Genomic DNA, 14,021 nt, shown 5'->3' with positions numbered 1-14,021 from the left:
TTTTGTCACGCTTTGGTGTGGTAGGTGATGTGGTTATCACTCCGCCACTGGAGCCGATACTCGCCCGCGCCGTGGAGGTGCTGCCGGGTCCGACCGCGCTGCCCGGCGGAACGATGTACGAGCCGAAGTACGACGGCTACCGGCTGCTGGTCTTCACCTGCGGCGGTCGGGTGTTCCTGCAGTCGCGGAACGGCAACGACCTCACGGCCGCCTTTCCGGAGATTGCCCACGCCGCCCGACAGCTCGGCGAGGACCTGGTCCTCGACGGCGAGGTGATCATCTACCAGGAGGGCCGGCTGGACTTCGCAAGCCTGCAGCGGCGGATCAATCGCCGGCCCGCAACGACCGTCCACCTCGCCCGTGAGCAGCCCGCCCACCTGATCGTCTTCGACCTGCTCCACCGCGTGGGAAACGACCTCATCCGCCGGCCCTACCGGGAACGCCGCGCCGCACTGGAAGCCCTCTTCGCAGACCACGCCCTCGGCGCGCCGTGGGTCCTGACCCCGGTGACCGAGGAGGTGGACCAGGCGCGGGAGTGGATGCGCCAGTGGGCCGCCTCCGGGGTGGAAGGAGTGCTCGCCAAGGGCCGGAACCAGCCCTACCGGCCCGGGAAGCGGGGCTGGAGGAAGTACCGGCACCGCGACACCGCGGAGGGCGTCATCGGCGCCGTCACCGGCAGCCTCACCCGCCCCGAAACAGTGCTGCTCGGCCGCTACACCGGGGATGGATCCCTCAGCCTGGTCGCCCGCAGCACCCCCCTGACCGCCTCCCTGCGCCGGGAACTCGCCCCCTTGCTCACTCCGGCCGGCCCCGACCACCCCTGGCACGGCATGCATCTCTCGTCCCACTGGGGCAGCCACCAGGAGTTGGCCTTCACCTCCACGGCTCCCGATCTCGTCGCCGAGTTCCACGGCGACACCGCCATCGACCGGGGACGCTGGCGCCACCCCGTCCGCGTCCGCCGACTGCGCCGCGACCTCGCCCCCGGCGACGTCCCCATGCGCTCGGCAAGCGCACCGACACCCGGCAGCGCACCATCACACCCAGAAGAAGAAGTAGAAGGAACAGACATGGCAGCCAAGCAGACCAAGCGCGCGGTCTACCACATCACTCCCGCCGCCGACCGCCCCGCAGGAGAGAAATGGCAGATCCAGCACCAAGAAGGCCGCCGCGCAGTAAGCGAACCCCACCGCACCCAGCGGCAGGCCATCGACGCCGCCCGGGAGAAAGCCAAGCAGCACCAGCCCGCACAGGTCGTCGTCCACGGACGTGACGGGCGCATCCGCACCGAATACACCTACGGCAACGACCCACGCCGCACCCCCGGCTGAATCACACACCCCGGCGGCCCCCGGCAGATGCCGGGGTAAAGCGGGGCATCGACAGGCCGGCGTTCCGGGCAGCGGACGAGTTCCCGGTGACTTCGATCGCCGCCAGGTTCTTCTTGCCGCGGGCGCAGCACCAGCCGGCGTCCGTGCAGCAGCTGGCCGGCGGTGGTGACCGCGTCCTCGGCGTGACCTTCGTGTTGTTCACATGGGCGCCGCCCTCCTTCGCGGTGCGGCGGGCGGCCGACTTGCTGCCACCAGGCCGACCTCCGCGAACAGGTCGGTGACCGTCCGCCTTCGTCATCCGCGGCGTCGCGAGGGCGGCGAGGAGGAGTCCGGGAGCCCTGCGGACGGGCGCGGCGGGGACGGCACCGGCGACCCGCGGCCCGGTCGAGCCACCTCGGTGAAGTGAAGTTTCACCGGTAACGGCGGTGGTTACAGCAGGTCCTGGGCGACGGGCGGCCACAAAGCAGCTTTCCGGGGGACCAGTCTCCGAGGCCACGCGCACGCTGACGCGCAACAGCGCCGCTGCGCCCGCGACTCCGAGTCCGGTGACGTCCGGCCTGCCCCGCGAGGACCTGACCCGCAGCGGCACCAAGGGGTCGGACGCGGGCGTGGCGCCGCTGCTGCGCGGCACATCCGCCGGTCCGGCCGGCCCCGGGGTCCGCACCAGCGGCAACGGCCGGGCCCGGCGCGGGCCGGCGGGCACGGCAGGGCAGGGCAGGGCACCGGAAACCGGCGGCGGGACGGGTCCGTGTTCCGGGTGGCTGCTCCCGAGCCGGACCGGGTACGGCTTCCGGCGCGGGCGGACACCGCCCCCGTCAGCCCGGGAGCGCGGGAGACTCGTGGCGGGATTCCGCCGGGTCGCGGGCGATGGCCAGAAGTGCCATGTCGTCGGCCGTCCGCCCCTCCGTGTGCGCCTCGACGTCTTCGAGCAGCGCGTCGAGGAGGGCGGGCGGCCCCGGGAAGCGGCGGCCGCGCAGCCGGGCCACCGGGTCGTAGAAGACCCCCTCGGAGTTCCGCGCCTCGGTCACCCCGTCCGTGTAGAGCAACAGCGTGGCGGCGGGCGGGAAGGGCACCACGGTCTCGCCCGCCTGCGGCTCCTGGCTCAGGGCCGCCAGGCCCAGCGGCAGCGCGTACGATCCCGGCTCCAGCGGCTGTACGGTCCCGTCCGCCAGGAGCAGCACGGGCGGGGGGTGGCCGCGGTTGACGATCCGTAGCTGGTCCGGCCCGCCGGCCGGGACCTCGGCGAGGACAGCCGTGACGAACTCCTCGGTCTGCTCCGGACCGGCCCGCTGGCGGGCCTCCCGGCGCAGCGCGTTCTCGATCCAGTCCGCGACCTCCGGCAGGTCCGGTACCCGCTCGGCCGCCTCCCGGAAGGCGCCGAGCACGACCGTCACGGCGTCCACGGCCGACAGCCCTTTGCCGCAGACGTCGCCCACCACCATCCGTGCCCCGTACGGCGTGCTCTGCACCGCGTACAGGTCGCCGCCGATGCGGGCTCCCGTGTACGCCGCTGCGTAGCGCACCGCTACGGACAGGTCATCGATCCGGGCGGGCGGTGTCGGCAGGACGGCGATCTGTGCCGTCTCGGCGATCTGCCGGGCCGAGGCGAGCCGTATGACACTGTGCCGCAGGGCGCCGTTGAGGGCCAGGGACAGCAGAGCCACGAAGACGACCGTGGCCAGCCGGATCAGCGCCTCGGACGTGCTCAGCCTGTCCCACCAGAAGGCGTTCAGCGACATCATCGCCATCGCGACGGCCGACACGGCCAGCGTGCCGCGCAGGCTGCACAAGGCCGCGGCCGCGAGCGGTGCGGCGGCGTAGGTGGCGGATACGGTCGTACCCCGCGGCACCGCCAGATTGATGACGATTCCGGCCAGGACCAGCCCGTAGGGCACGACCCACCCGGCGCGGCCGAACCATCCGGTGGTGCGGAGGCGCTCCCAGGGGTCCTCGTCACTGCCGTCGTTCATGCGCCCGTGCCGCCCTCTCGCCCTTCCGGCGTCCGCGCCCACCGGGGCTCCCCGGGCCCCCGGCCCGCACCGCGACGCGTCCTCGGGTTCCAATGTCACGCCCGCCCGGCGCCTCGGCCAGTCGGCCGCCACCAGACGGACGAGTCGCGGCCCGGGACGTCGCGCAACCCCGCGCCCGGCGAGGTGGCGGGCACGCGCGGAGGGGCGTGACGCCGTGAGCGCCACGCCCAGAAGGGTGTTCGATCCGGTCGATCGGGAAGGGGCCCGGCACGGGCCGGGGACCCGGGGCCGATCAGGCCGCCGGTTCGCTTACGCGTGCCGCCGGCCGCGTCCCGCCATGGCCGCGGTGGCGAATGCCAGCAGGGCCGCGACACCACCGGCGATGATGTTGGTCGTGATGGTCCTGGTCGTCGACACGTCTCCGGCGATGACCCAGGGTGCGACGACGGTCCACAGACCGATACCGGCCATGGCCCAGCTCATGCCGTGCGTGCGGTCGTAGGCGTCGCCGCCCATACCGCGCGCCAGGAGGACGAAGGCCAGACCCGTGATGAGGTTGGTCACCGCCAGCGCCGTCAGGCCGCTGAATCCCACGATCCAGGGCGAGGCGGCGATGAAGAGACCGGTCAGCAGGCTCAGGGCCTCGACCGCCTGAGCGGTCGGTGAGGCCACCGCCCGTTCGGACTGGGCCTGCAGGGCCACGATGTCGGGGTGCTGGGCGATGCTCGACGACGTCTGTGCAGTCACCTGGAACCCCTCCTTCCCTTTCGTCTGGAGTGCCTACTACTCACGACGTAACCGTGGGGTTCCCGGCCAAACACGGCATGTCCACCGGATCGCCACCGGATCGCCACCCGGATCGCCGCGGTCCTCCCCCGCGCGGTGCCCTCAGCCCCGCCCGCCTTCCTGCCCGCCGTCCTCCAGACGTCCGGACCGGAGTCCCGCGCCGCCCGTGGCCTCCCGCGCGTCGAGCAGATCCCGGCGGCCCGTGTGCTCCGCCTGGTCGGCGGCGGCGGTCTCCGGGTGGTGCAGGTCGAAGGCCGGGGACTCGGAGCGGATGCGGGGCAGGGTGGTGAAGTTGTGCCGGGGCGGCGGGCAGGAGGTGGCCCACTCCAGCGAACGGCCGTAGCCCCACGGGTCGTCGACCTCCACCCGCCGGCCGTACTTCGCCGTCCTCCACACGTTGTAGAGGAACGGCAGGGTGGACAGGCCCAGCAGGAACGCGCCGACGGTGGAGACGGTGTTGAGGAGCGTGAAGCCGTCGGCGGCGAGGTAGTCGGCGTAGCGGCGCGGCATGCCCTCGGCGCCCAGCCAGTGCTGGACGAGGAAGGTGGTGTGAAAGCCCGTGAACAGCGTCCAGAACTGGATCTTCCCGAGCCGTTCGTCGAGCATCGTGCCGGTCATCTTCGGCCACCAGAAGAAGAAGCCGCCGAACATCGCGAAGACGATGGTTCCGAAGAGCACGTAGTGGAAGTGGGCGACGACGAAGTAGCTGTCGTGGACGTGGAAGTCCAGCGGCGGGGAGGCGAGCAGCACACCCGTCAGCCCGCCGAAGAGGAAGGTCGTCAGGAAGCCGAGCGCCCACAGCATCGGCGTCTCGAAGGAGAGCGAGCCCTTCCACATCGTGCCGATCCAGTTGAAGAACTTCACGCCGGTCGGCACCGCGATGAGGAACGACATGAACGAGAAGAACGGCAGCAGCACCGCACCGGTGGCGAACATGTGGTGCGCCCAGACGGCCACGGACAGACCGGTGATGGCGAGCGTCGCGCCGATGAGGCCGATGTAGCCGAAGACCGGTTTGCGCGAGAAGACCGGGATGATCTCGGTGACCACGCCGAAGAAGGGCAGCGCCAGGATGTACACCTCGGGGTGCCCGAAGAACCAGAACAGATGCTGCCAGAGCAGCGGGCCCCCGTTCTCGGCGGAGAACACGTGCGAGCCGAAGACGCGGTCGGAGGCGAGCGCCAGCAGGGCGGCCGCCAGGACGGGGAAGGCGATGAGCACCAGGACGGAGGTGAGCAGCACGTTCCACGTGAAGATCGGCATCCGGAACATCGTCATGCCGGGGGCGCGGAGGCAGATGATGGTGGTGATGAAGTTGACCGCCCCGAGGATCGTGCCGAAGCCGCCCAGCGCCAGGCCCAGGACCCACATGTCGGCGCCCGTGCCCGGGCTGTGCTCCCGGCGGCTGAGGGGGGTGTAGGAGGTCCAGCCGAAGTCGGCTGCTCCGCTGCTGGTCAGCAGGGAGCCGACGACGATGAGGCCACCGAAGAGGAACAGCCAGTACGACAGCATGTTCAGCCGGGGGAAGGCCACATCGGGCGAGCCGATCTGCAGCGGCATGATCGCGTTGGCGAAGCCGGCGAAGGTCGGGGTGGCGAAGAGCAGCAGCATCACCGTGCCGTGCAGCGTGAACGCCTGGTTGTACTGCTCGTTGGTCAGCAACTGCAGCCCGGGGCGGGCGAGTTCCGCGCGTATCGCCAGGGCCAGCACGCCGCCGAGAAGGAAGAAGGCGAACGAGGTGATCAGATAGAGGTGACCGATCTTCTTGTGGTCCGTCGTCGTCAGCCAGCTCACGACCACCGCTCCGCGACTGCGGCGGCGCTGCGGCGCGGGGGTCACGGGCTCGGTGGAGGTCGCCATGGGCATCCTTGCGGTCGGAACGGAACGGAGGCGCGGGACGCATCCCGGTACCCGCCGGGGCCCGGCCCAACCGCGCCGTCCGCGCCGGCATCGCGGCACGCCCGTTCCTTCCCCCGTTCCGCCCGGTGAACCGGGCCCGGCCGCCCGGCGGGCGGCTCTGTGACACGTCTCACGCGCAGCCGTATCGGCCGGTTCCGCAGGCGAGTTGGAGGCTTGGACCGCGGTGTCCGGGGGTAAGCGGGGCCGGGTCGGGCATGCCCGCACGGGAGCCGGGTACGCGCGCTCTCGGCCCACCGCGGCCGGGCCGTCCGGTCCGCGCCTCACGGCCGCCTCGCACCCTCGTCGACAGCGAAGGAACACCACTGTGGCCACGGCAACCGCGAACCCCCCGATCTACCAGCTCCTCGTCGAGGAGCACGGCGACGTGCTCGCCGCGACCCGGGATGCCGCCCGGGAGACGCAGCGCGCCGCGAGCGCGGCGCTCGACTGGAGCGACCTGCGCCTGGACCGCCGGGCGGTGGAACACAGGCGGGCGGAGCACCGGACCGGGGACGGCGCCCGCGAAAGCGCCTGGGGCGGCCGCACCCCGGAGGCCGGTCCGGCGTCCGAAGGGGAGCCCCGCGCGGCGGCCGGGCACGGCACCCCTGAGGCCGGAGCTCCGGAAACCGGGGACGACGCGGCGGAGGCCAGGGCGGAGGACGGCTGGTTCGACCGCTCGGAACCGTCCGGACAGCCGGAGCCGGCCGGGCACTGAGACCCCGGCACGGCTACGGCCGCCGTGCGCCGGGCACGGCGGCCGTGGGACGCGGTCGGGCGCGGTGACGAGGACCACCGCTGCCCGCCTCGCGGTTCGGATGCCCGTCCTTCCCTTCCGTCGTGCGCTCCCTTCTCCGGTCGCGGTTCCGCCGGTGTCTCAGCCGGTCGGGACCAGGACGACGGGGCAGTGCGCGTGGTGCAGCACCGCCTGGGTGACCGGGCCGAGCTGCAGCCCCAGGTGACGGTGCGTGCGGTGGGTGGCGAGCACGATCACGTCGGCCGTGCGGCTGGCCTCGACCAGCGCGGGGGCCGCCGCGTTGCACTCGTTGTCCGGGATGACCTCCACGTCCGGGAACTCCTTCCGGAACGGTGCCACCTCGTAACGCGGCAGGGCCTCCGCTTCCTTGCGGCGCTCGTCGCCCTCCTTCGGCGGCACGTCGAAGGCGCCCATGTACGCGCCGGTCGGCAGCGCGGGATACAGCCAGGCGTGCAGGGCCCGCAGCCGGGCTCCGCGCCGGGACGCCTCCTCGAAGGCGAAGCGCACCGCGTCGCCGTCCTGATCGGACTCCACGCCCACCAGCACCGTGCCGTGGGCGGCGCCGTCCGCGGCCTCGCCCCGGACGACCATCAGCGGGCTCGCGGAGTGCGCGGCGACGCGGAGGCTGACCGAGCCGAGCAGCAGTCCGGTGAAGCCGCCGTGGCCGCGGGTGCCGAGCACCGTCAGGGCGGCGGTCTCGCTGTGCCGCACCAGGGCCGGCACGGCCGCCTCGCTGGTGATCACGGGTACGACCTCCAGTCCGGGGTGGGCCGCGCGGACCTTCTCGACCGCCTGGCCCACCATGGCCTGGGTCTCCTCGGCGAGGGTCGGCGGCTCGTGCGGGGTCTCGCCGGGCAGCGGCGGCGGGTTCCACGGCCAGCCGCACAGGACCTCCAGCGCGGTGTCGCGCCGGACGGCCTCCTCGGCGGCGCGGTCGAGGGCGCGGAACGACGGTTCCGAACCGTCGAAGCCGACCACGACACGGCCGCGGGTGTCCTCGTTCTTGCCGGTGGCAGTCATGACATTCCTCCCGAGTGATCAATACGGTGTTGCCGTGCAGCGGTTGTGGTCCGGCCGGTCCCGGCCGGGGGCGGACGGCGCCGTCCCCGGCCGGGCCGCCCGGGCTATCCGGCGGCCGGGACCCGGTCGCCGTAGTAGGCGGCGCGCATGATGGCCTGCATGTCGTCGAGCATCGGCATGCGGGGGTTGGCCGGTGCGCACTGGTCCTCGTAGGCGTTGAGCGCCTGCTGCGGCAGGGCCTCCAGGAAGGCGGTCTCGTCGACGCCGGCGGCCTTGAAGGACGGTTCGATGCCGGCCGCGTCGCGCAGCCGTTCGACCGCGACGGCGTAGGACTCGACGCCTTCGGCGGGGGTGGCGGCGGGCAGGCCCAGGGCGCGGGCGATCTCCTGGAAGCGCTCCGGTGCCCGGTAGCTCTCGTACTTGGGCCAGCTGGTGAGCTTGGTCGGCACGGTGCCGTTGTAGCGGATGACGTGCGGCAGCAGGATCGCGTTGGTGCGGCCGTGGGCGACGTGGAAGGTGGCGCCCAGGGTGTGCGCCATGGCGTGGACGATGCCGAGGAAGGCGTTGCCGAACGCCATGCCGGCGATGGTGCCCGCGTTGTGCACCCGCTCCCGGGCCTCCGGGCTGGCGGCCCGGTTGTTCACGGCCTGTTCGAGGTTCTCGAAGATGAGCTTGATGGCGTGCAGGGCGGGGCCGTCGGTGAAGTCGTTGGCGTAGACGGAGACATAGGCCTCGGTGGCGTGGGTGAGGGCGTCGAAGCCGCTGTCGGCGGCCAGCGCCGGCGGCAGGTCGGCGGTGAGCAGCGGGTCGACGATGGCGACGCTGGGGGTCAGCGCGTAGTCGGCCAGCGGGTACTTGCGGCCGGTCGCCGGGTCCGAGATGACGGCGAACGGGGTGACCTCCGCGCCGGTCCCGGAGGTGGTCGGCACGCACACCAGGCGGGCGCGCTCGCCGAGGACCGGGAAGCGGAAGGCCCGCTTGCGGATGTCGGAGAACTTCTGCCGCATGTCGGCGAAGTCGATGTCCGGCTGTTCGTAGAGCAGCCACATCACCTTGGCCGCGTCCATCGGCGAGCCGCCGCCCAGGGCGATGATGGTGTCCGGCCTGAAGTCCCGCATCAGGGCGGCGCCGCGGTGCACGGAGTCGATGCTGGGCTCGGGTTCGACGTCGTCGATGACCTGGACGGTGACCGGCTGCGGGCGGCGCTGCAGCACGCGGTTGATCCGGTCCACGTAGCCGAGGCGGGTCATGGTGGCGTCGGTGACGACGGTGATCCGGTGGACGTCCGGCATGGAGGCCAGGTAGCGGATGGCCTGCGGCTCGAAGTAGATCTTCGGCGGCACCTTGAACCACTGCAGATTGTTGTGACGGGTGCTCATGCGCTTGATGTTGAGGAGGTTGGCGGCCGAGACGTTGTTCGAGACGGAGGTCGAGCCCCAGGAGCCGCAGCCGAGGGTCAGCGACGGCAGCAGGCTGTTGTAGATGCCGCCGATGGCGCCGTGCGAGGAGGGCGCGTTGACGATGACGCGGACGGTCTTCATCCGGCGGCCGTAGGCCTCGGCCAGCTCCTCGTCGGCGGTGTGGATGACGGCGCTGTGGCCCTGCCCGTGGAAGGCGACCATCGCCGCCGCCAGGTCGAAACCCTGTTCGGTGGAGCCGGCGCGCAGCACCGCCAGCACGGGGCAGAGCTTCTCGCGGGTCAGCGGCTCGTCCGGGCCGACGTGGTCGGCCTCGACGAGGATGACCGAGGTCTCCGCCGGCACGGTGAAGCCGGCCCGCTCGGCGATCCACGCCGGGCTCTGGCCCACGACGGCCGGGTTGACCTTGGCCTCGCAGCCCTCGCCGCCGTCGGCGCCGGCCGGGAAGAGGAACGCCTCCAGCTTCCGCTTCTCGTCCGCGGTGGCCCGGTGGGCGTGCAGCTTCGCGAACTCCGCGAGCGCGGCCTCGTAGATCTCCTCGTCCAGGATGACGGCCTGCTCGGAGGCGCAGATCATGCCGTTGTCGAACGCCTTGGAGAGGACGACGTCGTTGACGGCCCGGCGCAGCACGGCACTGCGGTGCACATAGGCGGGGACGTTGCCGGCGCCGACGCCCAGCGCGGGCTTGCCGGCCGAGTAGGCCGCCTTGACCATGCTGTTGCCGCCGGTGGCCAGGATCATCGCGACGCCGTCGTGGTGCATCAGCGAGGCGGTGCCCTCGATGGACGGCTTCTCGATCCACTGCACGCAGTGCTCCGGGGCGCCCGCCGCCACCGCCGCGTCCCGCACGACGCGCGCCGCCTCGGCGCTGCACCGCTGGGCGCTGGGGTGGAAGGCGAAGACCACCGGGTTGCGGGTCTTGAGCGCGAGCAGCGCCTTGAAGATGGTGGTCGAGGTCGGGTTGGTGACGGGGGTGACGGCGGCGACCACGCCCACGGGCTCGGCGATCTCGACGATGTCCTCGATGTCGTCGCGGCTGATGACGCCCACGGTCTTGGTCTTGGCCATGCTGTGGGTGACGTGCTCGCAGGCGAACATGTTCTTCGCGGCCTTGTCCTCGAAGACACCGCGGCCGGTCTCGTCGACGGCCATCCGCGCGAGCTGGGTGTGCTTGTCGAGGGCGGCCACCGAGGCCTTGGCGACGATGTGGTCGATCTGCTCCTGAGTCAGGTGCTCGTACGCGGCGAGAGCCTTGAGACCATTGGTCACCAACTGGTCGACGGCAGCGTTCCGTTCGCCGGAGGTGCTGCTGCCGGTGGCCGCGCCGCCGCCCGTCACGCCGCTGTCCGCCGCGCCGCCGGTGGCCGGGCCGGTGCCCGCGCCGCCGACGGGGGCCGGCTGGGCCGGCTGGTCGGACTGCGTGGGCTTGGCGGGCTTCGCGGCGGGCCGGGTGCCGGCGTCGTGTCGGGTCATTGCGGTGAGCCTCCGTCGTGGGGTCGCGTGACCATTGCGGATCGCGGGGCTCGGTCCGGTGGGGCCGTGTCCCGGGGGCTGGTTGCCGCCCCTCGTCCATCAGACTTCCGCAGCGACGGGGCCGTCCACAGGTCCCGAAGGTCCCGCCGCGGCGGGCCGATGGGGCTGTATAACCACCGTACGACAGGGACTCCGGGCCGGGTCCCGGCCGGGACCGCCGGGACGGCGGGGACCCTTGGGGCCGATCGGTCCCCCGCGCGGGGACGACAGGGACCTGTCGGGCGCCGGTGCTCCGGGCGACCGTGGAGGTACGTCCTCACCAAGGAAGAGGCCCCACCATGGTCCGTTACGTGTACGACTTCACCGAGGGCGGCCGCGACATGGCCGGCCTGCTCGGCGGCAAGGGCGCCAATCTGGCGGAGATGACCCGGATGGGCCTGCCCGTGCCGCCCGGCTTCACCGTCACCACCGAGGCCTGCCGGGCCTTCCTCGCCACCGGCTCCGAGCCGGAGGGCCTGGGGATCGAGGTGGCGGAGAGCCTGGCGGCGCTCGAACGGTCGGCCGGACGGCGGCTGGGTCAGGCGGACGACCCGCTGCTGCTCTCCGTGCGCTCCGGGGCCCGCTTCTCCATGCCCGGCATGATGGAGACCATCCTCGACATCGGCCTCAACGACCGTTCCGTGCTGGGGCTCGCAGAGGTCTCCGGGCAGGAGCGCTTCGCCTGGGACTCCTACCGCCGCCTCATCCAGATGTTCGGCAGCACCGTGATGGGCGTCGACAGCGCTCTGTTCGAAGCCGCCCTCGCCGCGCTCAAGGAGCGGCGGGGCGCCTCGGACGACCTGCACCTGGACGCCGCCGACCTGACCGGACTCACCGAGACCTACAAGGAGATCATCCGCCGCGAGACGGGCGAGGAGTTCCCGCAGGAGCCCGAGGAGCAGCTGCAGCGGGCGATCCGCGCCGTCTTCGACTCCTGGAACGGCGAGCGCGCCCGCATCTACCGCCGGCGCGAGCACATCTCCGACGACCTGGGCACCGCCGTCAACGTGCAGCGGATGGTCTTCGGCAACCTCGGCCCCGACTCCGGCAGCGGTGTCGCCTTCACCCGCGACCCGGCCACCGGGCGCCCCGGCATCTACGGCGACTACCTGGCCAACGCACAGGGCGAGGACGTCGTCGCCGGCATCCGCAACACCGTCCCCCTGGAGGACCTGGGGCGGACCGACCCCACCTCGTACGCACAGCTGCGCGAGTACCTGCAGACACTGGAGGACCACTACCGCGACCTCTGCGACATCGAGTTCACGATCGAGCGCGGCAAGCTCTGGATGCTGCAGACCCGGGTCGGCAAGCGCACCGCCGAGGCCGCCTTCGCCATCGCCTCCGAACTGGCCGATGAGGGCATGGTCAGCGAGGACGAGGCACTGGCGCGGGTCTCCGGCGACCGGCTCGCCCGGCTGATGTTCCCCCGCTTCGACACCGAGGCGGTCGGCGCCACGCTCGCGCACGGCATCCCGGCCTCGCCCGGTGCCGCCGTCGGCGTCGCGGTGTTCGACTCCGCCGAGGCGGTGCGGCGCGCGGCGGCCGGCGAGAAGGTCGTCCTCGTGCGGCAGGAGACCACCCCGGACGACCTGCCGGGCATGATCGCCGCGCAGGCCATCCTCACCAGCCGCGGCGGCAAGACCAGCCACGCGGCGGTCGTCGCCCGCGGCATGGGCAAGGTCTGCGTCTGCGGCGCCGAGGAGCTGACGGTCGACGTCGAGGCCCGGCGGTTCACCACCAACGGCACCACGGTGACCGAGGGCACCGAGATCTCCGTGGACGGCTCGGCCGGCACGGTGCTCCTCGGAGCGGCCCCGCTCATCGACTCCGTGGTCATGCGGTACTTCGAGGACGGCGGGCGGATCGCGGACGACGCCACCGCTGCTGCCACCACCACCGCTGCCGGAGAGAACTCCGCGCCCGTCGTCGCGGCCGTGGACCGCATCATGCGGCGCGCGGACTCCGTACGCCGCCTCCAGGTGCGGGCCAACGCCGACACCCCCGAGGACGCCGAGCGGGCCCGCCGGTTCGGCGCCCAGGGCATTGGCCTCTGCCGCACCGAGCACATGTTCCTCGGCGACCGCCGCAAGCTGGTGGAGTCGATGATCCTCGCCACCACGGACGAGGAGCGCGACGCGGCCCTGGCGGCCCTGCTGCCGCTCCAGCGGGAGGACTTCACCGGAATCCTCGCCGCGATGGACGGCCTGCCAGTCACCATCCGGCTGCTCGACCCGCCGCTCCACGAGTTCCTGCCCGACCGCACGGAGCTCTCGGTGCGCGTCGCCTCGACGGTGGCGCGCGGAGAGACCCCGGAGCCGCACGACGTCGAGCTGCTGGCCGCCGTCAACCGGATGCACGAGGAGAACCCGATGCTGGGCCTGCGCGGAGTGCGCCTGGGCCTCGTCGTCCCCGGACTCTTCGCCATGCAGGTGCGGGCCATCGCCGAGGCGGTGGTGGAACGGAAGCGGGCCGGCGGCGACCCGCGCGCGGAGATCATGGTGCCGCTCGTGGACACCGTCAAGGAACTGAGCCTGGTCCGCGAGGAGGCCGAGGAGGTCCTCGCCGAGGTCTCCAAGGCGTCCGGGGTGACGGTGGACCTCCCGATCGGCACGATGATCGAACTGCCCCGGGCCGCGCTCACCGCGGGCCGGATCGCGGAGGCCGCGGAGTTCTTCTCCTTCGGGACGAACGACCTCACCCAGACCACCTGGGGCTTCTCCCGGGACGACGTCGAGGCCGAGTTCTTCTCCGCCTACCTGGAGAAGGGCATCTTCCCGGTCTCCCCGTTCGAGACCCTCGACCGGGAGGGCGTGGGCCGGCTGGTGGAGATCGCGGTCGCCGAGGGCCGCGCCGCCCGCCCGGACCTGAAGATCGGCGTCTGCGGCGAGCACGGCGGCGACCCGGACTCGGTCCACTTCTTCCACGGCGCGGGCCTGGACTACGTGTCCTGCTCCCCCTTCCGGGTCCCGGTGGCCCGCCTGGAGGCCGGCCGCGCCGCGATCCCGGACGACGGGACCGACACGACGAAGTGACGTGACGGCGGCGGCCGGGCCCGGACAGCCACCAGCGACCGGGCCCGGCCCCCGCTTCGCAGGAGGCCGCCGCCCTCCCCCGCGTCCGTACCCGGCATGTCAGGACCGGGTACGGGCGTACGGGCGTACGGGCGTACGGGCGTACGGGCATGATGCGCCGGATGCACCGGACCCGGACCGCTGTCTTGCCATGCACCACCGGGTGGGTGTTCGGCTGAAAGCTTGCGACCACTCTGGAGGGGGCCGACTCACGGGTTGGCCTGCGACCGTCAGCTTCCGCCCGAGCACCGATCGGG

General features: G+C 72.4%; 8 protein-coding genes and 1 pseudogene. 3 read left to right on the top strand and 6 right to left on the bottom strand.

Annotation, left to right across the window (positions count from 1 at the left end; genetic code table 11):
• The first annotated feature begins 29 nt into the window (after window positions 1-29).
• Window positions 30-1,331, top strand: a complete 1,302-nt coding sequence (locus E4N63_RS21945) for a DUF2188 domain-containing protein (protein WP_230241526.1) — start codon at window positions 30-32, stop codon at window positions 1,329-1,331.
• 82 nt (window positions 1,332-1,413) lie between these two features.
• On the opposite strand, the pseudogene E4N63_RS21940 reads toward E4N63_RS21945, so the two are convergent.
• The 4 genes and pseudogenes from E4N63_RS21940 to ctaD form a co-directional block, all read right to left on the bottom strand.
• Window positions 1,414-1,613, bottom strand: a pseudogene (locus tag E4N63_RS21940) (tyrosine--tRNA ligase); the annotation flags it as partial.
• 533 nt (window positions 1,614-2,146) lie between these two features.
• Window positions 2,147-3,301: a PP2C family protein-serine/threonine phosphatase gene (locus tag E4N63_RS21935; RefSeq protein WP_125623071.1), complete on the bottom strand. Its 1,155-nt coding sequence runs from the start codon at window positions 3,299-3,301 to the stop codon at window positions 2,147-2,149.
• Window positions 3,302-3,610: 309 nt separating this feature from the next.
• The gene (locus E4N63_RS21930; protein WP_125623072.1) at window positions 3,611-4,048 is read right to left on the bottom strand and encodes an SPW repeat protein; all 438 of its coding nucleotides are present in this window, start codon (window positions 4,046-4,048) and stop codon (window positions 3,611-3,613) included.
• Between the two features lie 141 nt (window positions 4,049-4,189).
• On the bottom strand, window positions 4,190-5,947 hold the full coding sequence (ctaD, locus tag E4N63_RS21925) for a cytochrome c oxidase subunit I (protein ID WP_230241525.1): 1,758 nt from the start codon (window positions 5,945-5,947) through the stop codon (window positions 4,190-4,192).
• Between the two features lie 364 nt (window positions 5,948-6,311).
• Here ctaD and E4N63_RS21920 point away from each other — a divergent pair, with 364 nt between their 5' ends.
• A complete protein-coding gene (locus E4N63_RS21920) occupies window positions 6,312-6,701 on the top strand; it encodes a hypothetical protein (protein ID WP_125623073.1) in 390 nt (129 codons plus the stop codon).
• A 159-nt stretch (window positions 6,702-6,860) separates the two neighbouring features.
• Here the strand turns inward: E4N63_RS21920 and E4N63_RS21915 are convergent, their stop codons facing one another.
• A complete protein-coding gene (locus E4N63_RS21915) occupies window positions 6,861-7,760 on the bottom strand; it encodes a universal stress protein (protein ID WP_230241524.1) in 900 nt (299 codons plus the stop codon).
• A gap of 104 nt (window positions 7,761-7,864) precedes the next feature.
• Window positions 7,865-10,651, bottom strand: coding sequence for a bifunctional acetaldehyde-CoA/alcohol dehydrogenase (gene adhE / locus E4N63_RS21910; RefSeq protein ID WP_230241523.1), 2,787 nt, complete (start codon window positions 10,649-10,651; stop codon window positions 7,865-7,867).
• A 338-nt stretch (window positions 10,652-10,989) separates the two neighbouring features.
• Here adhE and ppdK point away from each other — a divergent pair, with 338 nt between their 5' ends.
• A complete protein-coding gene (ppdK, locus tag E4N63_RS21905) occupies window positions 10,990-13,725 on the top strand; it encodes a pyruvate, phosphate dikinase (RefSeq protein ID WP_125623075.1) in 2,736 nt (911 codons plus the stop codon).
• Window positions 13,726-14,021 lie beyond the last annotated feature (296 nt).

The organism is Streptomyces sp. MNU89, from assembly GCF_020982505.1.
Classification (GTDB): domain Bacteria; phylum Actinomycetota; class Actinomycetes; order Streptomycetales; family Streptomycetaceae; genus Streptomyces; species Streptomyces xinghaiensis.
The sequence above is the reverse complement of the archived record's forward strand: the minus strand, read 5'-3'. Positions and strand labels throughout refer to the sequence as shown.

What these genes read in the sequence shown, in the direction of transcription:
- E4N63_RS21935 (WP_125623071.1), bottom strand. Translation starts at nt 3,301, where the DNA reads ATGAACGACGGCAGTGACGAGGACCCCTGGGAGCGCCTCCGCACCACC.
- ctaD (WP_230241525.1), bottom strand. Translation starts at nt 5,947, where the DNA reads ATGGCGACCTCCACCGAGCCCGTGACCCCCGCGCCGCAGCGCCGCCGC.
- E4N63_RS21915 (WP_230241524.1), bottom strand. Translation starts at nt 7,760, where the DNA reads ATGACTGCCACCGGCAAGAACGAGGACACCCGCGGCCGTGTCGTGGTC.
- adhE (WP_230241523.1), bottom strand. Translation starts at nt 10,651, where the DNA reads ATGACCCGACACGACGCCGGCACCCGGCCCGCCGCGAAGCCCGCCAAG.
- ppdK (WP_125623075.1), top strand. Translation starts at nt 10,990, where the DNA reads ATGGTCCGTTACGTGTACGACTTCACCGAGGGCGGCCGCGACATGGCC.